General features: G+C 53.5%; 20 protein-coding genes and 1 tRNA gene. 11 read left to right on the forward strand and 10 right to left on the reverse strand.

What is annotated here, in order from left to right; all coding sequences use genetic code 11:
* Positions 1–62 precede the first annotated feature (62 nt).
* The 3 genes from NH461_RS09240 to NH461_RS09250 all read left to right on the forward strand — a co-directional run bounded on the left by NH461_RS09240 (position 63) and on the right by NH461_RS09250 (position 3,612).
* Complete coding sequence (locus NH461_RS09240; protein ID WP_315903219.1) at positions 63–1,706, forward strand: glycoside hydrolase family 19 protein; 1,644 nt, start codon at positions 63–65, stop codon at positions 1,704–1,706.
* Positions 1,707–1,999: 293 nt separating this feature from the next.
* Entirely contained in the window at positions 2,000–2,602 is a 603-nt protein-coding gene (locus tag NH461_RS09245) for a DNA-J related domain-containing protein (protein ID WP_261600080.1), read from the forward strand.
* Positions 2,603–2,760: 158 nt separating this feature from the next.
* Positions 2,761–3,612, forward strand: coding sequence for a pirin family protein (locus NH461_RS09250; RefSeq protein ID WP_261600081.1), 852 nt, complete (start codon positions 2,761–2,763; stop codon positions 3,610–3,612).
* 106 nt (positions 3,613–3,718) lie between these two features.
* Here the strand turns inward: NH461_RS09250 and lpxL are convergent, their stop codons facing one another.
* The 5 genes from lpxL to NH461_RS09275 form a co-directional block, all read right to left on the reverse strand.
* Entirely contained in the window at positions 3,719–4,645 is a 927-nt protein-coding gene (gene lpxL / locus NH461_RS09255; RefSeq protein ID WP_261600082.1) for an LpxL/LpxP family Kdo(2)-lipid IV(A) lauroyl/palmitoleoyl acyltransferase, read from the reverse strand.
* A gap of 236 nt (positions 4,646–4,881) precedes the next feature.
* Positions 4,882–5,463, reverse strand: coding sequence for a NapC/NirT family cytochrome c (locus NH461_RS09260; RefSeq protein ID WP_261600083.1), 582 nt, complete (start codon positions 5,461–5,463; stop codon positions 4,882–4,884).
* A 12-nt stretch (positions 5,464–5,475) separates the two neighbouring features.
* A complete protein-coding gene (locus tag NH461_RS09265; RefSeq protein WP_261600084.1) occupies positions 5,476–5,964 on the reverse strand; it encodes a nitrate reductase cytochrome c-type subunit in 489 nt (162 codons plus the stop codon).
* 10 nt (positions 5,965–5,974) lie between these two features.
* Entirely contained in the window at positions 5,975–8,467 is a 2,493-nt protein-coding gene (napA, locus tag NH461_RS09270; protein WP_261600085.1) for a nitrate reductase catalytic subunit NapA, read from the reverse strand.
* Between the two features lie 46 nt (positions 8,468–8,513).
* On the reverse strand, positions 8,514–8,651 hold the full coding sequence (locus NH461_RS09275; RefSeq protein WP_337736164.1) for a periplasmic nitrate reductase, NapE protein: 138 nt from the start codon (positions 8,649–8,651) through the stop codon (positions 8,514–8,516).
* A 246-nt stretch (positions 8,652–8,897) separates the two neighbouring features.
* Between NH461_RS09275 and NH461_RS09280 the strand changes: the two genes are divergently transcribed.
* The 5 genes from NH461_RS09280 (at position 8,898) to NH461_RS09300 (ending at position 15,151) form a co-directional block, all read left to right on the forward strand.
* The gene (locus tag NH461_RS09280; RefSeq protein WP_261600087.1) at positions 8,898–9,191 is read left to right on the forward strand and encodes a winged helix-turn-helix domain-containing protein; all 294 of its coding nucleotides are present in this window, start codon (positions 8,898–8,900) and stop codon (positions 9,189–9,191) included.
* Between the two features lie 280 nt (positions 9,192–9,471).
* On the forward strand, positions 9,472–10,119 hold the full coding sequence (locus NH461_RS09285) for a DUF2760 domain-containing protein (RefSeq protein ID WP_410000076.1): 648 nt from the start codon (positions 9,472–9,474) through the stop codon (positions 10,117–10,119).
* Positions 10,119–11,954: an Hsp70 family protein gene (locus tag NH461_RS09290; RefSeq protein ID WP_261600088.1), complete on the forward strand. Its 1,836-nt coding sequence runs from the start codon at positions 10,119–10,121 to the stop codon at positions 11,952–11,954. The genes NH461_RS09285 and NH461_RS09290 overlap by 1 nt, the downstream gene beginning before the upstream one ends.
* Before the next feature lie 65 nt (positions 11,955–12,019).
* Positions 12,020–14,851 carry an Hsp70 family protein gene (locus NH461_RS09295; protein WP_261600089.1) on the forward strand — a complete coding sequence of 944 codons (2,832 nt, stop codon included), beginning with the start codon at positions 12,020–12,022 and terminating at the stop codon, positions 14,849–14,851.
* A gap of 96 nt (positions 14,852–14,947) precedes the next feature.
* A complete protein-coding gene (locus tag NH461_RS09300) occupies positions 14,948–15,151 on the forward strand; it encodes a helix-turn-helix domain-containing protein (protein WP_261600090.1) in 204 nt (67 codons plus the stop codon).
* A 580-nt stretch (positions 15,152–15,731) separates the two neighbouring features.
* Here the strand turns inward: NH461_RS09300 and NH461_RS09305 are convergent.
* On the reverse strand, positions 15,732–16,034 hold the full coding sequence (locus NH461_RS09305) for a hypothetical protein (protein WP_261600091.1): 303 nt from the start codon (positions 16,032–16,034) through the stop codon (positions 15,732–15,734).
* A gap of 586 nt (positions 16,035–16,620) precedes the next feature.
* Between NH461_RS09305 and NH461_RS09310 the strand changes: the two genes are divergently transcribed.
* Together NH461_RS09310 and NH461_RS09315 are read left to right on the forward strand one after the other, a co-directional pair.
* Positions 16,621–16,697: transfer RNA gene (locus NH461_RS09310), tRNA-Pro, on the forward strand.
* Positions 16,698–17,721: 1,024 nt separating this feature from the next.
* Positions 17,722–19,200 carry an alanine/glycine:cation symporter family protein gene (locus tag NH461_RS09315; protein WP_261600092.1) on the forward strand — a complete coding sequence of 493 codons (1,479 nt, stop codon included), beginning with the start codon at positions 17,722–17,724 and terminating at the stop codon, positions 19,198–19,200.
* 70 nt (positions 19,201–19,270) lie between these two features.
* On the opposite strand, the gene NH461_RS09320 is transcribed toward NH461_RS09315, so the two are convergent.
* Positions 19,271–21,916 (reverse strand): TIM-barrel domain-containing protein, encoded by a 2,646-nt coding sequence (locus NH461_RS09320; protein WP_261600093.1) that lies wholly within the window; start codon positions 21,914–21,916, stop codon positions 19,271–19,273.
* Positions 21,917–22,288: 372 nt separating this feature from the next.
* On the opposite strand from NH461_RS09320, the gene NH461_RS09325 reads away from it, so the two are divergent.
* On the forward strand, positions 22,289–22,654 hold the full coding sequence (locus NH461_RS09325; protein WP_261600094.1) for a hypothetical protein: 366 nt from the start codon (positions 22,289–22,291) through the stop codon (positions 22,652–22,654).
* 123 nt (positions 22,655–22,777) lie between these two features.
* Here NH461_RS09325 and NH461_RS09330 read toward each other — a convergent pair whose 3' ends face one another.
* The 3 genes from NH461_RS09330 to NH461_RS09340 form a co-directional block, all read right to left on the reverse strand.
* On the reverse strand, positions 22,778–24,223 hold the full coding sequence (locus NH461_RS09330; RefSeq protein ID WP_261600095.1) for an alanine/glycine:cation symporter family protein: 1,446 nt from the start codon (positions 24,221–24,223) through the stop codon (positions 22,778–22,780).
* Between the two features lie 144 nt (positions 24,224–24,367).
* A complete protein-coding gene (locus NH461_RS09335; RefSeq protein ID WP_261600096.1) occupies positions 24,368–24,865 on the reverse strand; it encodes a hypothetical protein in 498 nt (165 codons plus the stop codon).
* A gap of 93 nt (positions 24,866–24,958) precedes the next feature.
* Positions 24,959–25,285 (reverse strand): hypothetical protein, encoded by a 327-nt coding sequence (locus tag NH461_RS09340; protein WP_261600097.1) that lies wholly within the window; start codon positions 25,283–25,285, stop codon positions 24,959–24,961.
* Between the last annotated feature and the right edge of the window lie 46 nt (positions 25,286–25,331).

Below are 25,331 nucleotides of genomic sequence, written 5' to 3' on the forward strand. Positions count from 1 at the left end.
TTCCTATCGTTAATCCCTGAAGCAAAACCGCTTTAGTCAACTCCAATAACGATGGTGGAAGAATGAAAAAAATAATACATCACAAACGCGGCAAGGCCCTTCGCAAACGCAGTATGGTTCTGCTGGGCGGGATCATCTCCGGAACGTTATTCCTGTCAACGGGCGCGTCGGCGACCTATCCTAACTATAATCCGGATGCCGTCTATCAGAGCGGCGATCAGGTTCTCTACCAGGGCCACCTCTATGAAGCCCGTCAGCCGGTACAAAACATTATCCCGGCACCCGGCGCCGAAAGTGATAGCTGGCAGTGGCTGGGCGAGCGCAGCGAACAGCCGCAGGCAACACTGGCCACCAGCTATCCGGCCTATCAAGCGAGTCAGATTTATGTCAACGGCGATCGGGTGTCCTACAACGGTCAGGTTTATGAAGCCAAATGGTGGACCCAGGGCGAAGCACCGGATGCACCCAATAGCACCGGGGTCTGGCAACACATTACAGCCGATCCCGGTCCAGGACCTGATCCGGATCCCGGCACCCCAGACAACGGCATTATCGGCCAGAACCCCGATGGCAGCTATATCATGAGCAAAGCGTTTCTGGATGCCAAAGAAGCGACACTGACCAGCTCGCCGCAATTTGACGCGGTACGCGCCTCCATCAAAACCCGGAGCAACGCCCTTGTGGATACCATTGTCCCGGGCGCAGCCAGCAACCCGGACAACGTCAAGCGGGTGGAATCCCTCGTCAGTGAGCAGCAGTGGGATCACCGGTTTCCGGAACGAAACGCCGCCTACACCTATACCAACTTCCTGAAAGCAGTCGGCAAGTTTGAAGGATTCTGCGCCACCTATACCGACCACAGAGCGGCAGCATCAGATGCCATCTGTGCCAAGTCTTTGGCCGTGATGTTTGCGCACTTTACCCAGGAAACCGGGGCTCACAATCCGCACTCACCCAATGAAGAGTGGCGTCAGGGGCTGTACTTTGTCCGCGAAGCCGGCTGTTCGGACGATGTCGGCTCCTGTGGCTACAACAGCGAATGTGCCGCCACCAACTGGCAAACCGAACAATGGCCCTGTGGCACCACACCGGACGGTCATTATGTGAAGTACTTTGGCCGCGGTGCCAAACAACTCTCCTATCACTACAACTACGGACCGTTTTCGGACTTTATCTTCAATGACGTCCGTGTACTGCTGAACAACCCGGATCAAGTCGCCAGCACCTGGCTGAATCTGGCTTCCGCAGTGTTCTTCTTTGTCTATCCGCAGCCGCCGAAACCTTCAATGCTGCATGTGATCGACGGCACCTGGCAACCCACTGCGACCGATATTACCGAGAAGCGCACGTCGGGCTTCGGCGTGACGACGATGATCATTAACGGCGGCATCGAATGTACCCTGGACACTGAAAAGCCACAGTCCGTCAACCGCATCAAATACTATCGCGGCCACGCGGCGGCACTGGGCGTTCCAATCCCGGCAGATGAACAGCTCGGCTGTGCCGGCATGAAACCGTTCAAGAAAACCAGCGACAACAGCTTTGGTTTGTACTGGGAAAATGACTGGGGCTACTACAAAGACAATCCGGGCGGTGCCAGCTTCGCCTGCCGAATCGAGTCGGGCTACCAGACTGCCCACACCACGCTCAAACAAGGGGATTACGCCAAGTGTGTTCAGAAATACTACGGCGTGACAATTGAATAAACCAATTTAGTCACAGGGTCATTTCCTGTAGTGATGGCCGGCGAAACTCACCACGCTGTTTTCGTGGTTCAGCCGGCCACTATTGGAACTCAATTGCAGCACTAACCGAGTTCACTACTGATTCATCTTCATCCCCGATGATGACCCTCGCTTTCACCGGCACAATATCCCCGGGAGTTGACACTGCCCCGCCCTCTTCTGTTAGGCTTTCATCAACGCACGACGCAGAATATCTTCGCGCAGACGCCTTTACGCAGACGCTTATACGCACAGCCCCTTACGCAGGAACCCTTATGGATCTCAACGCTGAACCGGAATACGACAACCCGCTGATCTGGCCGATCCTTACCCTGCTGAATGCTAAACCCTGCGGCTGGAAAATCCACACGCTGTCCGATGCCCTCAAAAAACAGGATCTCCTGAAGTCTTTGGATGACAATCCTGAGCAGGATCTGTTTAAACGCAATTTCCTGCTGATGAATGCCTTGTACCAGCTGCAAGCACTGCTACTGCCATCGCAATGGTTGCAGGTTCAGGCGATGGACATTCAACTGCTGGAGCATCCTGAACCCGGTCATGCGCTTGATCCGCATGATCCCCTGCGGCGTTACTATCTCGACTGGCACAATTACCACACCGATGCCGCGGCAGTGAAGCGACTGCTGTCTTCCTTCTGGAGCCGCTACCAGCGCTATATCGGCCATACGACGCCACTCCCGGACACCACAAGAACCCAGGATTTAGCCCGGCTCGACCTGCCGGAAGATGCCTCCCCCACTCAAATCCGCCGCCAGTGGCGTAAACTGGCCCTGCGCTGGCATCCCGACCGGCCCAACGGCGATGCCGACACCTTCCGCCAGGTCTGCGAAGCCTGGCAGCGCCTGCAATCATCCTGAACCAGCATCGCTGGCTTGTTATACGCGATGAACCAACGTGATTTTCCCTGTACGAAACAGGACTTGTTCAGTTTTTTCTAACAACCTGTTCATCCCAGTGCGCTGTTCCGCCTGCATTTGCCCGCCTACACTATCAGCAATGAAACATCGGAGGACTTATGGCTATCAGACGTATCAAACAGATCATTGCTTCCCATCCTTCAGCAGATGGTGATGGCGTTAAAATTCAGCGGGTCCACGGCTTTAACGATGCCCGGCTCTCTCCTTTTCTGATGGTTGATGAACTGAAATCCGACCATCCGGACGATTATATCGGCGGCTTTCCACCGCACCCGCACCGGGGGATCGAAACCCTGACCTACATGCTCAGCGGTCACTTCCAGCACCGGGATCATATGGGGAATACCGGGGAGTTACGGGACGGTGGTGCCCAGTGGATGTCTGCCGGGCGTGGGGTGATCCACAGCGAAATGCCGATCATGACCGAGGGCAAGCTGCACGGGTTCCAAATCTGGATCAACCTGCCGGCAGCGAAGAAAATGCAGCCGGCGCAGTATCACGATTTTCAATCCGACGTGATCACCGAAAAAGTGCTTGCCGACAACAGCCTGATCCGAGTGATCGCCGGGGATCTGACGATTAAGGGTGATACCCTGATCGGCCCGTTGCAGCAAACCGGGGTTCCGACCACCATTGCCAACTGGCAGGCAGGAAAAGGGGCGCACTTTACCAGTTGCCTGAATCCGGATTTCCAGGCATTGCTTTATGTCTACCAAGGAGCAATCGACATTGAGGGAAGCACGGCCAAGGCGGGTGAGCTGGTGATCCTCGACCATGGCGAAGGGCTGGCGATTGATGCGATCGGTGAGCAAACCGGGCTGCTGCTGCTTTCCGGCATGCCGATCCACGAACCGGTCGTGCATTACGGTCCGTTTGTGATGAACAGCATGGATGAAATCGAACAGGCGATCTCAGATTATCAGCAGGGGAAGCTGGTCGCACCGGAATAAACTTCCCCCCGCTTCCATGTCTGACGGTTACAGAAACAACAAGGGCAGAGATTACTCTCTGCCCTTGTTCACTTTGAGTCCAGCGGCACTTACCGTGTATCTCAAATTAATACAATGACGGCTCGCCTTCCGGCCGGGTCTTAAACCGACGGTGCAACCACATGTATTGCTCCGGCGCTTCCATAATCGAGCGCTCAAGCGCTTTGTTTACGTACGCCGCAGCGGCATCCGGATCGTTATGCGGGAACGCATCCAGCGGCGGGAAAACCTTCAGCGTATACTGGCCGGAGTCGGTATTTCTTACCATCGCAAAAGGCACCACAGCACAGTCAGAAGCATCGGCCAGCAAGCTGGTGCCGGTGGTCGTACAGGCCTTTTCCACCGCAAACAGCGGAGCAAATGTGGATCGGCGACGACCATAGTCATGATCCGGCGCGTACCAGACCCGCTCGCCGTGTCGCAGCGCACGCAGCATGCCTTTGACATCTTTGCGATCGACCATGTAATTGTTCGAACGCACCCGGCCCTTAAACTGAAAATAATCAAAGCAAGGATTATTGTTCGGGCGATAGACGCCCACGCCCGGTGCCTTCAAACCAAATGCCCGGGCACCCAGCTCCAGATTCAATGAATGTACGGCGATCATCAACGCCCCTTTGCCCTGTTTCTCCAATGCTTCCAGGTGCTCGAAGCCTTCATAGCGGACATGACGCTTCACCCGAATATCGGGCCAGAACCAGGCCATCCCGGTTTCAAACATCGCCAGGCCAGTATTGTCGACGTTCTTGCGCGCAATGGCGTCCCGCTCGGCCTGCGGCATCTCCGGAAAACACAGCTCCAGATTTCGGGCAATGGTTTTCCCGCGTTTCTTGATCACTTTCATCGCCAAACGGCCCAGCCCTTGTCCGAGGCGAAACTGAATGAAGTACGGCAACCAACTGATCAGGTACATCACACCAACCAGGAGCAGCGTTAACCAATAGCGAGGATGGAGAAACGCTGTTTTAAACGTTGGTGTTGGAAACTTACTCATATCAGAAATTCAAATCCCATGGTTATTATTGTGGCTTCGTCATGGTATCGAGAGGAAGGCGATGTTTGTATCGAACATCGTATTCTATTGACAGAGAGGAATTTCTGCAAGAAAGGGTTCACCGGAATGACGCCTGTTCAGCTCCGTGCAAGCTGCTCGTACGAAAAGCAGACGATGGACGCCGGGTGATTACCACGGCAGTCGAGAAGAAGCCCTTCATCATCAAGGGCTGCTGATTAGAATCCTTCGATGCCGTGCATCTCCGGCAACCGGTGGGCGATCCCCTTATGGCAATCAATACAGGTTTTACTGCCGTCGGCCAATGCCGTTGAATGCTGGTTGGAAGCCCGCTGAGATTGCCGGGTGAAATCCATATACACAAATTCGTGGCAGTTCCGGCACTCCAAGGAGTCATTTTTTTTCATCCGGGCCCACTCACGCTCCGCCATTTCCCGTCGCAGGGCATTGAACTTATCCAGTGTCGAAATCGCGCCGGTGACCCAGGCATAGACCTCTTTGGACGCCTGCATTTTGCGCGCCATTTTATCGGTCCAGTCATGGGGCACGTGACAGTCAGAGCAAATCGCCCGCACCCCGGTCCGATTGGTAAAATGGATCGTACCCTGGATCTCCTGATACACATTATCGCGGTGGCAACTGACACAGAAGGGTTCGGTATTGGTCAGCTCCATCCCGGTATTGAAGGCCCCCCAGAAAATGATCCCGGCAATAAACCCGCCCAAGGTCAAAAAGCCCAGACTGAAGTACTTGGACGGTGATGTAACCAGCGCCCACCACCTTTTGATCCAATTCCACATCACGACGCCTCCTCACTCTTCTTGATCAATCAAGGTATCAAGATCGGTGAATTGAGAAGCCACCAGCGGCTTGGCATTGGTTTGCACCACATGGCACTGCTGACAGAAATACCGACGGGGTGACAGCTCGGCCAGAAAGTTCCCGTCCCGATCCATATAGTGCGTCACACTGATCATCCGGGCCTGGGTTTCTTCGACCCGACTGCGGGCATGGCAGGCCATGCATTTGTTGACCTTCAAGTCGACCTGGTAATTGTCGATCTTGTGGGGGATCAAGGGGGGCTGCATCGGATAATTGCGCCCCGGGATCACATCCGTATTCAGCGGCTGGCTCATCCGCGGTGGTTCGGGTTCGGTATTCAGGTCAAACTGACGCAACGTGGCCAGATCCCGATCCGTCACTGCCGTTGCCCCCGGACAGACAAATACCAAGGCCAGCGCTGCGAGAATCGCCCGATCAACCGTGGTTGAACGGCGCAGTATTGAGAACAATCGCTTCATCACGCATCTCCTACACTTTCTCCAACTTGACCGCGCATTTTTTAAAGTCGGTTTGCTTCGACAGCGGATCGGTCGCATCCAGGGTCACTTTGTTGATCAATTGGCTGGCATCGAACCAAGGCACAAACACCAGCCCTCGCGGCGGTTTATTTCGTCCCCGGGTTTCGACCCGCGTGACGATTTCGCCCCGGCGGGAAATCACCCGCACCGCATCCCCGCGTCGGAGCCCGCGCGCCCGCGCTTCTTCAGGATGCAGAAACACCTGCGCATCAGGATACGCCTGATACAACTCCGGCACTCGCTGCGTCATCGAGCCCGAGTGCCAGTGCTCAAGCACCCGCCCCGTCACCAGCCACAAGTCATACTCTTCATCCGGACTTTCCGCCGGTGGCTCATATGGCAGGGCGAAAATCACGGCTTTACCATCCGGTTTGCCGTAAAACTCAAACCCGGTCCCCGGTTTCACATACGGATCCGAGCCCTCCCGATACCGCCACAGGGTTTCCTGACCATCGACCACCGGCCAGCGTAAGCCCCGGGTCTGGTGATACATTTCAAACGGCGCCAAATCATGGCCATGACCCCGGCCAAATTCGGCATACTCTTCAAACAACCCTTTCTGGACGTAGAAACCGTAATCAGCCACTTCGTCATTGAGCATGCCTTCTTCCAGCTCAGACGACGGAAACTGATTCACCTTGCCGTTCAGATACAGCACATCAAACAGGGTTTTGTCCCGGTAGTCCGGATTGGCTTTGAGGATCTCTTCCGGCCAGACTTCATCGGTTTTAAAGCGTTTGGAGAACTCCATCAGTTGCCACAGATCCGATTTGGCTTCGCCCGGCGCTTTGACCATCTGATGCCAGAGCTGGGTCCGGCGCTCCGCATTGCCGTACGCGCCTTCTTTCTCAACCCACATTGCTGACGGCAGAATCAAATCGGCGGCCTGTGCCGTCACCGTCGGATAGGCATCTGATACCACGATGAAGTTATCGGGATTACGGTAGCCCGGCAGAGTTTCCTCGTTCATATTCGCCCCTGCCTGAAGGTTATTGTTTACCTGAATCCAGTAAACGTTGATGTCCCCATCACGCAGCATCCGACTTTGGAGCACGGCATGAGCGCCGATTTTTTCCGGAATGATCCCGGACGGCAGCTTCCAGATTTTTTCCGCAGTCTGACGATGTTCAGGATTGGTCACCACTAAATCAGCCGGTAGCCGGTGGGCAAACGTGCCGACTTCCCGCGCTGTGCCGCACGCTGACGGCTGTCCGGTCAGGGAGAACGGACTGTTGCCCGGGGTGGATATTTTCCCGGTCAGCAGATGAATGTTATAAATCAGATTGTTACACCACACGCCGCGGGTATGCTGATTGAACCCCATGGTCCAGAATGAAACCACTTTGGTCTGTGGATTGGCGTACAACTCGGCCAGCTCGGTGAGCCGCTCCGGTGACGCACCGGTCATTTCCGCGGTTTTCTCCAAGGTGTATTCGGCGACAAACGCTTTAAATTCTTCGAACGTCATCGGCTCTGACGCGCCGCTGTCGGGGTTTTTCGCCTGCTGCTGAAGCGGATGCTCCGGTCGCAAGCCATAGCCGATATCGGTCGCCCCGCGGCGAAAGTTGACATGCTTACCAACAAAGTCCTGGTTTACTTTGTCATTGGTGATGATGTAGTTGGCAATAAAATTCAGGATCGCCAGATCCGTCTGGGGATGAAACACCACCGGCACATCCGCCAGTTCGAAACTGCGATGTTCAAACGTCGACAGCACCGCCACTTTCACAGCCGGATTTGATAACCGGCGATCGGTCACCCGGGTCCACAGAATGGGGTGCATTTCCGCCATATTAGAGCCCCATAACACAAACGCATCCGCCGCTTCAATATCGTCATAGCAGCCCATCGGTTCATCGATACCGAAAGTGCGGATAAAGCCGACGACCGCTGAGGCCATACAATGGCGGGCATTGGGTTCGATGTTGTTGGATCGGAAGCCGCCTTTCATCAACTTGGAGGCGGCGTACCCTTCGTAAACCGTCCACTGGCCGGAGCCGAACATTCCGATGGCTTCGGGACCCTTAGCGTTGAGCGTCGCTTTCCACTTCTCCGCCATCAGATCAAACGCCTGATCCCAGGACACCGGGGAGAATTCGCCTTGCTTGTTGTACTTGCCGTCTTTCATGCGAAGCAGTGGCTGGGTCAGGCGGTCGGCGCCATACATGATTTTGGAAAGAAAATACCCTTTCACGCAATTCAGGCCGCGGTTCACCGGTGACTTGATATCCCCGTGTGTCGCAACCACATGGTTCCCTTTGATCCCGACATTCACCGAGCACCCTGTACCGCAAAACCGGCAGGGAGCCTTTTGCCACTTGAGGCGTGTCATCGATGCGTCCGTGACCACATTACTGGCACTGAGCGGAAGCGTGATCCCGGCGGCGGCGGCCGCAGCGGCGGCGGCCTGCGCCTTGATAAACTTACGGCGAGAACATTTCATCTTGACCTCTCTACCTGCGCGTCCCGGCAGATCTCAAGGTGGCCGGCTAGCCAGTCAATACCTGGAGAAACCACACCAGAAAGCCGTATCCCCCCACGACCGCGACTGCCAGAATGGGAAACAGGATCACGGTAATAAACAGGAAAGCTCTGAGCTCAGCGCGACGTCGGGTGTTGTCTGCCATCGGTCCAATCCGAGTCATTGAGATACGATAACTGTAGTCAGCTTTTGACAAATTGTTAGCGTGAACCGATGGGATACCCAGAAAGAGGGGGGATTGAGCTGCACATTCCCGCAGCAGGCGGCGGCTGAAGCAAATCCGGCAGCCAACCTGCGCAGATCACAATCGTTCGCCGGTATCACCGACCCGGCTTTAATGATACTCTCAGCCATGAAATCAGCCACCTACAAAGGATTGAAGTTGAAGGCTATGAGTATCAGTAAAACCAAAACCAGTTTTTATCGCCGCCTTTATATTGCCCACTTAATCGAACACGGTATCGACACCGTGCCCGGGATCCTGGAATACACCGGCATGCCGCGGCGCACCGCGCAAGACACCATCAAAAGCCTGGCCGACCTGGATATCACTTGCACCTTTGTCCAGACCCAGGGCGAGCGCAATCGCATCGGCCACTATCGCATCAGTGACTGGGGCGCAATCAACAAGCAGTGGATTGATGACAATCTGACGGAAATCAAATCGGTGCTGGACTACCCTTAAGCCGCATTCACACGCGGATAAGAGCAGCAAGACCCCAGCCTCGCCGGCGACGATGACTGAAAGAAAAGCGTGGGCACACAATCAATAGCATACGGACTGGTCTAGAATGACAGAGAAGTGTCAAACCTTTGATTGGTTGCAAATTAATCTAAGGCAGCATTTCTCACCTTAAATTGCAACAAAAACATGCCTGGCTTAGATGTAATGCAGGTTGAGTATGGTAGTATTCGACCCAAATTATTCATAGTGAATCGATTTTCACTGTAACGAGAAGACGGATATGGCTTTTGATTTTTCTAAAATGACTGTGGATTTATCGGCAATGCCGACAACCATCGATATGGGGCACGCCTGGCTCGGCGGCTTAGTCTTGGTCCTGCTGGTAATGTATATCGCCAAAAAAGGGAAACCGGTAGAAGTTGAGAAAATTGTCGAAAAAGAAGTCGAAGTAGAAAAAATCGTTGAGGTTGAAAAACCTGTCGAGAAAATCGTTGAAGTTGAAAAAGTTGTCGAAAAAATTGTTGAAGTTGAACCAAAACTAAAAACCGCGACACCGGACGCTGCGCTTCAACTGCTTTCCCTGTTGCAACAAGAAGCACGCTTTATCGATTTCATGCAAGAAGATCTGAAAGGCTTTTCAGATGCGGAAATCGGTGCAGCAGCCCGCGTGATCCACGAAGGCGGCCAGAAAGTTCTGAAAGACTATTTCAGCTTTTCACCGGTTCGCGCTGAAGACGAAGAAACCCGCATCACCCTACCGGAAGGCTTCAATGCATCTGAAGTGCGCCTGACCGGCAATGTGGTGGGCGAAGCGCCGTTTACCGGCACCCTGATCCACCGCGGCTGGAAAGTGACAGAAGTGAAACTGCCGAAACTGGCAGACGGTCATGATGCACGTATTGTTGCCGCCGCTGAGGTAGAACTGTAATGCAAGAGACACAAGCACATCGCTATAGCGTTGGCATCGACTTAGGGACCACTCACTGTGTCCTGTCGTATGTCGACCTGCAAGAAGAAACGGCATCGGTCAATGTCATGCCGATTGCCCAGTTGACGACACCAGGGAATGTGGAAGAAAAATCCCAGTTACCGTCGTTTATGTATCAGGCCCATGAGTCTGAGCTGGCTGAAGGTGACACTGCCCTACCCTGGAGTGCGCAGCCAAACGCAATTGTCGGTGCGATGGCCCGAACGCTGGGCAGCAAAACCCCAATCCGCCTGATTGCCAGTGCCAAAAGCTGGTTGTGCCATGGCGGCGTCAATCGCCGGGATGCCTTCCTGCCGCTCAACAGCCCGGAAGAAGTGACCAAAGCCTCGCCGCTGGACGCGACGCAACAGTATCTGGCCCATCTGGCAGCAGCTTGGAACCACCAGCATCCGGACACCCCGCTGTTTGATCAGGATGTGACCATCACGGTCCCGGCCTCGTTTGACCCGGCAGCCCGCGATCTGACCGCTGAAGCTGCGCGCAATGTCGGCTTCAAACACATGACACTGCTGGAAGAGCCGCAGGCTGCGGTTTACAGCTGGCTGAAAAACAATGAAGAAAGCTGGCGTGATCAGGTCTCGGTCGGCGATGTGATTCTGGTCGTCGATATCGGCGGCGGCACCACAGACTTGTCTCTGGTCGCGGTGACTGAAGAAGAAGGCAATCTGGTACTGAACCGCGTTGCCGTCGGCGATCACATCCTGCTTGGTGGCGACAACATGGATCTGGCGCTGGCCTATCGCCTGAAAGCGAAGCTGGCTCAGGAAGGCAAACAACTGCAACCGTGGCAGATCCAGGCGATCACCCATGCCTGCCGAGATGCCAAAGAAGCGCTACTGAGCGATGCGACGCTTCAGGCGATGCCGATTGTCGTGCCGAGCCGGGGCTCGAAACTGCTGGGCGGTACACTGCAAACCGAACTGACTCAGGAAGAAGTGCAGCAAACCCTGGTGGAAGGTTTCTTCCCACGGAATGCGATTGAAGAACATCCGGTCGAAATGCAGCGCGGCGCTCTGACCCAAATGGGTCTGCCGTATGCGCAGGATGCCGCCATCACTCGCCACGTGGCCGGCTTCCTGAGCCGTCAATCTGCGGCGGTCGATGAGCTGTTTGAGAAATACGACCAGCTGCATGAAGGCTTTATCCGCCCGACCGCTGTGCTGTTCAACGGCGGTGTGCTGAAGTCTCAGCTCCTGTCTGATCGCCTGCTGTCGATTATCAACAGCTGGCTGGCGACCGGCGGCAGCGACGCTGCCAAACTGCTGGAAGGCCTGGATCTGGATCTGGCCGTGGCCAGCGGTGCCTCCTACTATGGCTCCGTGCGCCAGGGCAAAGGCGTTCGGATCCGCGGCGGTATTGCCAGCAGCTACTATGTGGGTATCGAAAGCGCCATGCCGGCGATCCCGGGCATGGAGCCACCGCTCGAAGCCCTGTGTGTAGCGCCGTTCGGCATGGAAGAAGGGACCCACGCCGAGGTGCCAAGCCGCGAATTCGGGCTGGTGATTGGTCAGCCGGTTCAGTTCAAATTCTTCGGCTCAACCGTTCGCCGTGATGATCCAGCCGGGACCCATCTGGATTGGTGGCAACCGGAAGAGCTGGAAGAGCTACCGGCCATTCAGGTCACGCTACCGGTGTCGGAAGGCCGCTCTGCCGGTGAAGTCGTCCCGGTCCGTCTGGCATCGCGCGTCACCGAACTGGGTACGCTGTGCCTGGAAGCCATTCCGACCGACGGCGGTCAGAAATGGCAAGTCGAATTCGACGTTCGCGAAAAATAATTACGGTTACAATTCTCTTACGGCGCATCCTGGATGCGCCGTAATTTTTTATCACGGAGTCATCCATGCCTTCCCCGCGTTATCTTGTCGGTATCGATTTAGGAACGACACATACTGTGGTGGCTTATGCCGCAATCACCGATGATCTGGAGTCCAGCCCGGTTCAGATTTTCGACATTGACCAGCTGATTGCGCCGGGCGAAGTTGCCCGCAAGCCGTTATTGCCTTCATTCCGTTATCACCCTGCCGAAGGTGAACTCAACCCGTCTGAGCTGGTGCTGCCCTGGGATCTCCAGCCAGTCGCCGGGGATATTCCGGCCGCCATTATCGGCGAGTTTGCCCGCGAGCTGGGCGCTAAGGTTGAAGGACGTCAGGTCGTCAGCGCCAAGAGCTGGCTTTCGCATACCGGCGTTGATCGCAGTGAAGCGATCCTGCCGTGGTCCGCCGCCAGCGACGTTGCCAAAGTTTCACCGGTTGTGGCCAGTGCCAGCTATCTCAATCATGTCCGCCAGGCGTGGGACTATCACCACCAAGATGCCAAACTGGCTGACCAGGAAGTGGTGATCACAGTCCCGGCTTCATTCGATGAAGCCGCACGCGCCCTGACGCTGGAAGCTGCGTCCCTGGCCGGATTGCCTGACATTTTATTGCTGGAAGAGCCGCAGGCCGTTTGCTACGACTGGTATGCCAACAACAAAGCCGAGGCCCCGCAACTGCTGCACAATATTCCGTTGCTGATGGTGTGCGATGTGGGAGGCGGCACCACGGACCTCAGTCTGATCAAAGTCAGTACCCAAGACGATCAACTCAGCCTGGATCGGATTGGCGTCGGCGATCACCTGATGCTCGGTGGCGACAACCTGGATCTGGCCCTCGCCCATCGGGCTGAGCTGTTACTACACGGCAATCAGAAAAAACTCACCGCGGCCGGACTGTCAAAACTGATCCAGCAAACCCGCAAGGTCAAAGAGCAGCTACTGTCCGGCAACGCCCCTGCATCTGCCAAGATCACCCTGCTCGGCAGTGGATCACGCTTGATCGGTGGCGCCCGAAGCGTCGAACTGAGCCGGGAAGAAGTGCATGACATCGCCCTGAACGGATTCTTCCCGCAGACCGAATTCCAGGATCAACCGAGCCAGCGCCAGGCCGCTGTGGTCGAGTTCGGCCTGCCCTACGCGGCCGATCCGGCTATCAGCAAACACTTGGCCCAATTTATCGGTTTACATGATGCCGTCTGTCGGGAAGCACTGCACGACGGTGGGAATGACGTGGATGAGAGCCTGCCGGCGATTCCGGCCGCCGTCTTGCTGAACGGCGGGGTGTTTAACAGCCCGCTGCTGACCGAGCGCGTGCTGGGCAACTTTTCACACTGGCGTGGTGACAGTGTCACTGAATTACAAAACCCGCATCCGGATCTGGCGGTAGCCTATGGTGCAGTGGCCTACGCAAAAGCGCGACATGGCGCTCAGTTAAAAATTGGTGGTGGCTCCGCCCGCTCCTTCTTCCTGGCACTCGACGATAAAAAGAAAGGCAAGCAAGGGATCTGCTTGCTTCCGAAGGGGATGGATGAAGGCACGGAAGTGCGTTTGGCCAATCGCAAATTTGCCCTGACGCTGGGAGAGCCGGTACGCTTTAATCTGGTCTCATCCACCGATGACAGCCATACCCAGGCCGGCGAGCTGTTCGACATTGATAGCGATAGTTTTGTCACCTTACCGCCGTTTATTGCAACCCTGGACAGCGAACGGGATCGCGCATCACTGGCAGCCAATCAGAAAGACCGGGAAGAAGTCACTCTGGCCTGTCAGCTGACCGAAGTCGGTACCCTGCAAATCGAATGTGTCAGCCTCAGTGACGAGCACAAGCGCTGGAAAGTGGAATTTGCCATCCGCAAAGATATTGCCCGGTTAAATCGCGGTGAAGACAGTACACTGGCCGAGTCCGTGCTTCCGGCACGTATTGATGAAGCGCTTGAAGCCATCAAGCAGGTTTACGGTGGCAGTACCAAAACAGCGGACAATCTGGCGATCAAGACCCTGCGCAACCGGCTGGAAAAAATGCTGGGTAAACGCGATAGCTGGGACACCCCTTGCCTGCGGGAGCTGGCCGGAACCCTGCTCGACAGTAAAAAACGCCGTCGCCGTTCCGATTTGCATGAGCGGAACTGGCTTAAACTGACTGGCTTTGCCATGCGCCCGGGATTCGGTTATCCCTCGGATGACTGGCGAATGGAACAGATCTGGCACTTATATCAGCAAGGAATCCAGTTCAATACCAATACCCAAACCTGGAGTGACTGGTGGGTTTTCTGGCGCCGGGTCGCAGGCGGGCTCAGCCAGGAGCAGCAACAGGTGATCTTGAAAGACATTGCCAAGTACATCAACCCGAGTGCCACGCGCAACAGTAAGCTGAAAGCCGAAATGCAAGAGCGTAGCTACGAAGATATGGTCCGCCTGGCCGCGTCACTGGAGCACCTGCCGTTTGAGAAAAAGCTGCAGCTGATTGAGTGGTTGTTTGGCCGACTCCAGAAGCCACAGCATGCGCAGGCGCACTGGTGGGCGATCGGGCGGATTGCCAGCCGCAGTCCGTTCTACGGCAGTGCACACAACCTGCTCACCCCGCAGCATGTTGCTTACTGTCTGCCGGAGCTGATGAACTGGGATTGGCGCAAGGAGCCCTACATCGCTTTTGCCGCCGTCATGATGTCCCGCATGACCGGGGATCGGGCGCTGGATCTCGACGACGCGAATCGCCAAGCCGTGATTGATAAACTGAAAGCGAGCAAAGCGCCCGACAGCTGGATCCAAATGGTGTCTGAGGTCAAAGTGCTGACTGAAGATGAGACCAAACGCGTCTTCGGCGATGCCTTGCCAACCGGATTAAGACTACTTGATTAAGCTACGGTTAGGGTTCGGGTGCTATAGTCGACACATTGTTCGTTATTAGCTCCCGACATTTGAAGCGGGACGACGCAAGCTTTAGTGAGTATGACCATGACCCGGAATCAGTATCAGATCATTGCACAGCGGATTTTCAAATCAGAGAATCAACGTATTGCTGTTGCGGCCGTTGTATTTGATGGCTTGTCCAGCTATGAGGCCGAAAAACGTTTTGATGTCCCCAAAGGCACACTGTCGCGCAATGTCCGAAAGTATCGAAATGAAGTCGATTACCTGACACAGATTGTTGAAGCTTAAACGGCATACCACCACAAAAAAACGGAGAGCCTGGCTCTCCGTTTTTTGTTGTCTCTGTATTGGGGGATTCGGTATCAGACGTACCCGAGTATATTTTTATCGTATTTTTTTGATGCGGCTGATTACAAATTTGCGGCAAACCGATTATAGAACGTAAATCCCCCGCCCCGTCGTATAGACATTCGATAAAACGCAGATGCGCGCCCGATCAACGTGTCGATTGCGCGAACTTCCACAGAAACAGCAGCACGGTAGATTTATTCCCTAGTACCTGATCCCTCTTCAGCAGGCACTTTCCCGAACGCTATCTCCTGGATAAGATCGATCTAGAAATAAGAAATTCACCGATCCGGCGATTTCCCGACGGGATAATTGACAGGCTGAAATTGGCCTGATGTCCGGGAACAAAGATAAATCCCTATCACTATTTGCAACATTTGATCGTAAAACTTCTGTCAATTTTTTACGATTCAAATGCTGACACCCGACACTGACAATACAAGCGGCAGATAAAAGAATTCCGTCAACGGACATATCGCTGTGTTGAAAGTCTGGATAAAGCGTGATGTGTTTCGAGAAATTAGTCTTGTTGTTTCAACACCAGATCTTCAGGGTGGACACCATCTTTTTCCATTTGAGCCAGGATTTCTGTCATACGAACCTGGCGTGCTTCTTCTTTAAATTCGTAAAGTACAGCAATCAGATCATTAATCTTTTGCAGTGGAATGCGCTTGATCACGGCTTTCTGACGTCCCGGGACTTCGTCGGCGAAATCAATCAACATTTGACGATAATCAACACGCTCTTCTTTTGTTGAGCCGTTCGCATCTACGTTTTTTAACATTGCGGTCAGTGCTTTTTCAGCAGCTGCAAAACTATCCATGAAATATACCTCTTAAATCACAAACCAACTTGGTCTCATTCAGGCATTACATGAAAGCTTGAACGAATAATAAGTTGTTCGGCATTCGCCTTAGAACGAGATTGCCAATTAATATAAAAATTAATAGGCACACAAAAGGAATCATAAAGGTTGGTAACTGCCTGCCAAACTCATCGATTAGAACGGAGAATCAATTCACACCCTAATTATAATGGAAATTTGTCGCTGTGCAGCGCAGAGAGGCATTTACGTGCAAATCATACTCTCAGTTTTGTTTATTGTGAACTTAAATTTTAGCGATTTCTCAAATAAAGTCTCCGTCCAGGGGCTTTGAAACAGGTGCCTATCACCTCTGGAAGCCAAGTCCTTCACAATACAGCGTCTTGTTCATCCTCATTGATACATGTTCACTGTCTGGCACCTTAGATCATGGTGCCCAAAAACCCTCTAACTGCTGAGAGTTCGAGCACTTAATCTCATACCGTCACGGTTTTGGTAGATTGATCACACTTTAGCCTTTGCTTTCCGGGCGGCTTGTTGCTAACTTAAACCCGTCGATAAGACCATGAATATAATGGCCTTTTGGCGGACATTAGCGCAGTCTGGTAGCGCACTACTCTGGGGGAGTAGGGGTCGCTGGTTCGAATCCAGTATGTCCGACCAAAGGGCCCTTTTTGTATCTGAACGTTACGAAGCACGATGTTGAACATGAAAGCATTGATCGATTCCCCTGCCCGTCCTTTTCGTTAGATGAGATCGCTTTTCCCTGTCTATGCCAGTCACAGGCGCAGAATAAAAACTTGCGATGAATCCAACTTTCCACCGCGTAATATATGAAACCCATGGAACTCACAGTATGATTTCAGCGTATAACAGGGAGGAAAACCAATGAAGCTCGATCCGATTTGTAATCAATGCGGACAATCTGATGAGTTTTTTGTGTCAGAAGATAATGTCTACATCTGTATCTGCGGACACAAATGTACAGATATTATTGAAATACACGAAGACGATGTCCTGAAGCCTGCATTCATGCACTATCACCATCTGCTGAAACCCCAGTATACCCACTAAAGCGACGCATCCTTATATCGCTTCAATTTGGGTTGCACCCGCATTGCATTAAGTCGCCTGCTCCCGAACGGGGGCATCATTGCGTTTTCAACAACATCTGCCTCATCCACATCTGATTGATTCACAACCAACAAGGTGTTCAAAAAGTTGCCAGTTGTTAAAATTTGGCAATAAAACCCCACCAGCAATAAGTTAAATTTTCTGCATTTTAAGTTAAATTCAGGTTAAAATAATTCTTTTGCTTAATTGTTCAGCGTTCGATTTATCCCTCATCACATCATGTGAATACAAATATAACCCATTGATTTATAGTGTTAATATTTATTTACATTCAATAAATAACAGTTACTTGCATATTTATCATTTGAAAAGTGTGATTTAGATCGCAAGTGGGCTTTAGAATTTCATGCTAACTTTCTGCACCTTCACAAGTCGAAGCATCCGATTTCATGTTTCACAATTGTAAATGCAACTGGTTACCCATGCAGACACGTTTGTGAGCAACCAACAAGAACACATCTGAAATCGGTCAATACGAACTGTCACTTAAATGGACGTTCCGGTTCGCTCAGTAAGTCCCTGACCTGCTGAGCCTGATAAACAGGAAAATAATATGAGTGTTACACACGAAACTTGGTTAACCTCGCTCAATGACAGCCTGCTGGCAATGATTGGCGAAGTTAATGGTGTACTTTGGGGCTATCTACTTATCTACCTGCTGGTTGCAGTGGGTATCTACTTTACTATTCGCCTCGGTTTCATCCAGATTCGTCAATTCAAACACGCCGTCGATGTCCTGAAGAGCGGGAAAGATGTTGATAATGGGATCAGTTCCTATCAGGTTTTCTGCACCTCAATGGCTGCCCGTGTCGGTACCGGGAACATGGCGGGTGTCGCTGTTGCCCTGACTGTGGGCGGTCCGGGCGCTATCTTCTGGATGTGGTTAATTGCCATGTTCGGGATGTCGACCGCCTTTATCGAGTCAACCCTGGCTCAGGTATTCAAAACCAAAGATGTCGACGGTCAATACCGTGGTGGACCGGCCTACTACATGGAAAAAGGTCTGGGCATGCGCTGGATGGGATCACTGTTCTCCGTCTGTCTGATCATCGCCTTCGGTCTGGTCTTTAACGCCGTTCAAGCCAACACCATCACCGATGCACTGAACCATTCATTCGGTTTTGATAAAACCATCATGGGGATTGTGATTGTCATCGCTGCGGCCTTCTTCATTATGGGCGGCCTGCGTAAAGTCGCGGAAGCTTCCTCTCGCATCGTCCCCGTGATGGCGATTGGTTACCTGGCGATTGCGATGGTGATTGTGATCATGAACATCACCGAACTGCCTGCGGCCGTAGCTCTGATTGTCAAGAGCGCGTTTGGCTGGGAAGAAGCCGCTGTCGGTGGCGTGGCGTACACCATTTCACAAGCCATGCAGAGCGGTATCGCCCGCGGCCTGTTCTCGAACGAGGCCGGTATGGGCTCTGCAGCCAACGTGGCTGCCAGCGCAACACCAAACCCGAACCACCCTGCCTCTCAGGGCTTTGTTCAAATGCTGGGGGTTTTTGCCGACACCATCGTGATCTGTACAGCTTCTGCTGCGATGATCATGCTTTCCGGTGTGATGGATCAACCGAATGCCGCGACCGGTATCGGCCTGCTCCAACAAGCCCTGAGCAGTGAGCTGGGCAGCTGGACAACCTACTTTATGGCTGCTGCCATCCTGTTGTTCTGCTTCACCTCGATCATTGCCAACTACACCTACGCTGAAACGAACATCATGTTCCTGAACGGCAACAGCAAAAAAGGCCTGTTCATCTTCCGCCTGTTTGTGCTGGCGATGGTCATGTTCGGTTCTGTTGCGTCGCTGCCGGTGGTCTGGAACCTGGCAGATGCATCCATGGGGGTCATGGCACTGGTCAACATCATCGCACTGATGCTGCTGTCACAGCTGGCCATCAAGGTGATTAAAGACTATGAAGTGCAGCTGAAAGCCGGTAAAACACCTGAGTTCGACCGCTCGAAGTTCCCGGAACTGGAAGAGCTGGACGGTGCCTGGCACCCGGAGCAGCCGAGCACGGCAAACAAATAACGCAATTTCTATTGCCACGAATAAAAACAGCCAGCAAATTGCTGGCTGTTTTTTTATCCCCAGAGCCCGTTTATTCAAACCGGATATTGATCTCCAGTGGCTGTCGGACATCCACCGCCGGGTTGCTGATCCGCACCTGCTCGCCCTGTTGTGTCCATTCGCCAACCGGCTTGCCATTCAGCGTCACAGCCGCAACCTTCTGCGTTAGCCCGAACCACGCCAGCTGAATTGGCCGCTGTTGCAATGCACCGTCGTAGCTGCCTTCCGTGGTCACCTGTAGCGCAACCCCGTTTGTTGTTTCACGAGTGCTCAGCGTCGTCTTCCGTACTTTCCCCTGCAGATATGCTCGCGTCTGCCCATCATCTTCATACAAGGTAAATGCACCGGATTTGCCGTAAATCCGCGCCGCCAGGGCTTCCGGGACTTCACTACTCATCGGCATCGATTGCTGTGGATTGACCGGAATAATCGCGCCCTCCCGGGCATACAACGGAAGAGTCATCACCTGATCCTGATACAGCGGTACCGATGACAACCACTGGCCCTGGCTTTCAATAGCCCGTCCGGTACGATAGTCATACCAGGTGCCACGCGGCAAGTAGACATCCACGCTTTGCTGCCCCAGTTTAGCCACCGCTGCGCCCATCAAGGACGGGCCCATCATCTTTTGCGCCGGCAGGTTATACGCCTGCTGATCATCACCAAAATAATACTCCAGCGACGGATAGACCGGCTCGGCAGCCACATGAGCCCGGTGGGCCAGCGAGTACAGGTAAGGAATTAACTGGTAACGCAACTGGATACTGGCCAAATTACTGGCCTGATCGCCGACGCGGTCGGGCGCAGTTTCTTTACAGTTACACAAGTTTTCCGTATGCGGCCTGACCGGCACCTCAAACAAGGTGCTGTAGGCAAACCATTGGGTATAGGTTTCATCCAATGCTTGCTTCCGTTTCTCCGGCACCACGCTGAGGGCACTGCGGTGAAAGCCACCGATATCCGAGCTGTAGTAATCCATGCCCGACAGCATCATATTCGGCTGCATACTGAACTGAGTCGCCAAGCTCTCCACATTGGTGCCGATATCTGCCGACCACATCGTCGCACCGAAACGTTGAATGCCCGGAGCACCGGAGCGAGACATCATGAAGGGTCTCGTCTCTACCTCATTTCGCTGATAGCCGGCGTAAATACTCTCCAGCCACTTGTAGTTGAAAATATTATGAACCGCATTGTGCGACTTCCCACCGGCATAGATCCCCTGCGGGTTATACATTTCCGGCTCACCCAAGTCGGTCCAGTGACCTAATATGCCCATCTCAATCAGAGGCTGGCGTTTCCAGTCATGCCAGGCATTCCCGGCTTCCGGGTGGGTCCAGTCAATCATGCCGCCTTTGCCCCACCAGTAGCCGTAGCCATTGGGATCGGAATCTATCGGCTGGCCGCTTTGGCGATCCTGGACCAGGTAACCATCTTCAGCCAGCTTGGTGTGCTCTGCCAACCCGTCACTGACATAAGACTCTTCGATCAGCATCATGCCGACGCCCTGCTCTTTGAGCTGCTGAATTTTTTGCGCCGGATTCGGGAAATGTGCCTCATCCCAGGTCAAGGTGCCCATGGCGCTGGTTGAGCTGAATGCATCGACATTACCGAACCACTGCAAATCCATCACCACGCCATCCAGCGGGAACTTGTGCTCCGCCAGGGTGGTCAGTTTATCATCCAGCTCCTGCCAGTTATCGAATCCATATTCCGACAGCCACAAACCAAACAACTTTCTGGGTGGTACCAGCGGATTGCCGACCAAAGCCATATACTGCTGGCGCAGATCCGGCAGATCCTCTCCGGCGATGAATAAAAACTTCGGGTCGTCTTCTAGCTGGGCGACCTGCCAGGGGGCCCGGGTAAAATCCCATTCCGCGGAGTAAACGGTATCCAGATAGACGGCATAATTTTTTTGCTGCGGGTTAAGCGCATACAAGATCGGAAACTGGGTATTCCCGGTACCGCCGCCCTGGAACCCTTCCATCTTGTTGCCGCCATGGCGCTTATGACCCAGCCAGTTGGCATTCAACACGCCCGGATCATGAAACTCCTGCCCAAGCCCGTTGAGCTGGTAATCTCCTGGTGAATCGAGGCTAAAGCTATGTCCCTTGCCCGGACAGATTTCGCTCAGCTGGCCGTGGCGCTTTGATGTGACCGTCAAACACAGGCTCTCGGGCGCTACCGTAACTTGCAATGACGCCGTCGAGAATCCCTGTTCAGTGTTCACCACCGAAGCTTTGCGGGCCAGTCCATTCAGATCAATCAATTCTGTGGTCGGGAGTGCCTGATTGTCCGGATACGATGCAAAGGCGACATGCAGCACATCATCGTTAATGACATCAATCGACAAACTTTCAACCGGTTGACGCGCTTTCTCCACCAACCGGGCCTGATGCTGCGCTACAATCGCCCCACCCAGTTGGTCGCTCAGTGCCTGTAAAAACAATGGCTCACTGTAATACGTCTTCCCTATCAGCGGATTCAGCGCCTTGCGCAGGTGTTCCGGAATCGCCTTGCGCATCCGGAACACCTGCGCGGCATCGAGCCGGTAACTTTCCAGATTCTGATAACGAAAATGGGTACTTTCAGCCGCCGCAGCGCCACTCATCGCCAGTAAGCCTGGCACCGCCAACCCCAGCAGCCACGGGCGTAATCGTTTGTTTCGGGTCATCGTCATTCCTTTTCAGCTCGAGGCGGAGCGATATCTACCAACCCGTCCAACACCTGCATGAACGGTGGCTCCCCCTGCTGAAACGCAATATACGACGCGCGAAAGCACCTTAAAAGCATTCAATATCAATAATTTAGTTATTTAACACCTGTCACTAAATGTGCAGATAAAAAGTTACCCGGGTCACAGAATGCGGGGCTGTCTGTCAATTACAATCTCTGTCACTGCACCCGAATATTGCCTTTCCCCCACCTCCAGAGTGCCACTGCGGTGAATTTTTATCCGATAGACGCGGCAAATCGGCCTGATCGCTTTAAACTCATTCTGAGCTGCTTTACTATGCCCCTGCAATTCACCTGAGGACAACACGCCATGCAACAAGTCAATATTGCTCCGAATCCGCAAATCGCCGTGATCTTCAAGGGTTGGGCCGAAGACTGGGCGAAAGACAGCCAAGCGAACCAAAAAGATATGGCGACCAAATTCCACACGGTCTACACCATTGCCGCAGAAATGTTTTCAAAGGGCGGGGATATTGAGCTGACCTTTCTTTCTGCGTTGTTTCAGGACTGCAAGACCAAGCTGGAAATGGCTGAAGCGATGAACCAGAAAATTAAGGCAAGCCTGAAGGAAGACGATGCGCGTGCTGAGCAGCTGATTGCCAAAGTGAACCGCGCCGCTCAGGATGCGGCGCATGTGGTTCGTTACCTCGGCCAGCTCCTGAAACCAGCGGCCTGAAAGCAATAGTTTTAAAACAGCAGCCTGAAACCAACAGTCTCAAAGCAACAGCCGGAGACCGACCCTTAATAGCAGGCACTTGATATACCTGACGCACGGGCCCGGGCGGCCTGTGTGCTTCTATCAAGAATCCTGGCTGTCCGCCTGCGACGGCTTCGGCTTCCAGGCTTTCAGATCAAGATCGAGATCCGAAAATTTCTTCGGATCAAAAACCGGATGCTCAACCCCGGCCTTGAGCTGCTGTTTGTAATCTTTGAGGATCCGGGTCAGGGTTGGGAACAACATCAACAGCGCCAGCAAGTTGACAATCGCCAGCACCCCCATCAGCGGATCGGAAAAGAAGAAGACTGAGGTGGCTCCGGGTGCAACCGCCCCCATAAACACAATCCCAATCACCACCACCCGCAGCACAAACACGGCGACTTTGCTACCGGACATAAAGGTCAGGGCATTTTCACCCAAGTAGTAGTTATAAATAATTGAACTGACGGCAAAGAGCAGGATCGCCACGGTCAGGAAGTACTGCGACCATTCCCCCATATGCGATACCAGGGACTGCTGCGTGAGCACGACCCCGTCAATATCCCCGGCGCCGGGAACATACACATCCCCCAGCAGGATCACAAACGCGGTACAGCTACAGATCAGGATCGTATCAATGAACACCGACAAAGACTGCGTGATCCCCTGGCTGATCGGGTGAGACACTTCGGCAGTCGCCGCCACATTCGGCGCCGACCCCAGTCCGGCTTCATTCGAGAACAGGCCCCGGCGCAGCCCCTGAGCCAATGCGGCGCCCATCCCGCCGCCAACCGCTTCTTCCAGTCCAAAAGCGTTGGCAACAATGCTGCTGATCACGGCTGGAATATGGGTAATGTTCATCAAAATCACCACCAAGGACATTGCCAGGTACCCGACGGCCATTATCGGCACAATGACGTCCGCCGCTTTGGCAATCCGCTTGATCCCACCAAATACGATAAAGCCAGTCCCAATCGCCAGTAAAGCGCCGGTCCAAATCCGGTCGATCCCCAAACTATCCTGCGCTGCACCGGCAACGGTGTTGCCCTGGAATGCGTTGAATCCCAGTGCAAACGAGGCAATCAGACACACGGCGTACAGGGACGCCAGCCAGCGGTAGTCTTCCCCCAGCCCGTGAATAATGGTCCGCGCCGGCCCCCCGCGATAGGTTTCACCTTCTTTACGTTTATACAATTGGGCCAGTGAACACTCCACCAGGCTGGTAGCCATCCCAACCAATGCGATCGCCCACATCCAGAAGACCGCACCGGGACCGCCGAGGGTAATCGCAACCGCAACCCCGGCAATATTCCCGCCACCAACCCGGCCGCCGACGGAAAGCAGCAATGCTTCCCGACCCGAAATGGCATTCTTGTCTGTTGTCTGATTTTTATTAAGCAGAACCCGGAACATACGTCCGAAGAAACGGAATTGGACGAATCCGCTGACAATGGTAAAGAAAAGGCCCAAGATGACGAGGAAAGGCACCAACGACCATCCCCAGGTGAGATCACCGATGATCCCAAAAAAGCTCTCTAAAAAGTCCATACCCACTCCGAATTCGTTTTCTTCTTTTGACCATTCAGAGTATAGACAGGGCTATTCAATCCAGTTGTCGGGGATTTGCGTCCTTTCATGCTGATCTCAGCGATGAAAATCACGCACGAAAGAGAAAAGATCGATCCCGACGCTCTAGTCGACGGGAACTTCAACACAATTGCAGCACAGCTGCCGGGCATTCAGATATCCGGCCGCACACCCGAGCTCACAGGCCCGGCAGGTGGAAAAATAAGCCGGATTGTTCAAGGCGATGAGCAAGCACTGGATGGCTTGCAAAGCATCTGCACAGCGGAAGGTACCGAGGGTTTGCCAACGATGGATCGGCCTTGCATTCGGTTGTTGTTTGGCCGTACAGAGGGTGAGCTTGATCGGTCGGAGCGGGTCATCCTGGCAAGACGGCGAAGGCGCCGAACTGAAGAAATCAACCGGCATCCAAGACGTCAGCCTGAGCATCGGATAAGGGCTGCTGAGATCATCCAGCGTTAAATAATGCGTGCGCGGAATATGCGACTCGACCAGCAGGCTTTCAATATAGACTAAAGCCCCCTGGCGTAAATGCGCGTCGATATAGACCAGCCGCTGCGAGAGCAACTGGTGGACCAGCGATAATTGTTCTACAGAAAAGACCACAGGTACGACAACTTACTGTTTTGCGGTTAAATCGCTTCACCAGCCGTGCATCGCAATGTAAGGCATGGTTCAGCCGGATGCAGCATTCAGGGGCTACTTCGGAATATTGAAACTCTTGTCATCAGCGCAGGTGAAGGTGTAATAATTACTGCGTTCATTAAACACAGAAAAGCCTTTCCCGTAACAATAGGCACCATTGAGCTCATTCATGTAGGCCAGCGTTTGCTGATCTTTCACCAGGAAATAGCTTTCATTGGCACACACCACCCGAATTTTGCCGTCTTCTCCCTGTGAATACGACTTCACTTTGGCGCCGCACAGCGCAAAACTTAAATCAATATATTCATCGGCGCGCTCATCAACAGATTTGGCACACCCGGCCAGGAAGATCGGCAGCAACATTGGCAGAATAGCTTTCACAGAGGATCCCCCGAATCATATTTCATATCTTGAACCTATCAGGGCA

The organism is Photobacterium sp. TY1-4 (assembly GCF_025398175.1).
GTDB lineage: Bacteria > Pseudomonadota > Gammaproteobacteria > Enterobacterales > Vibrionaceae > Photobacterium.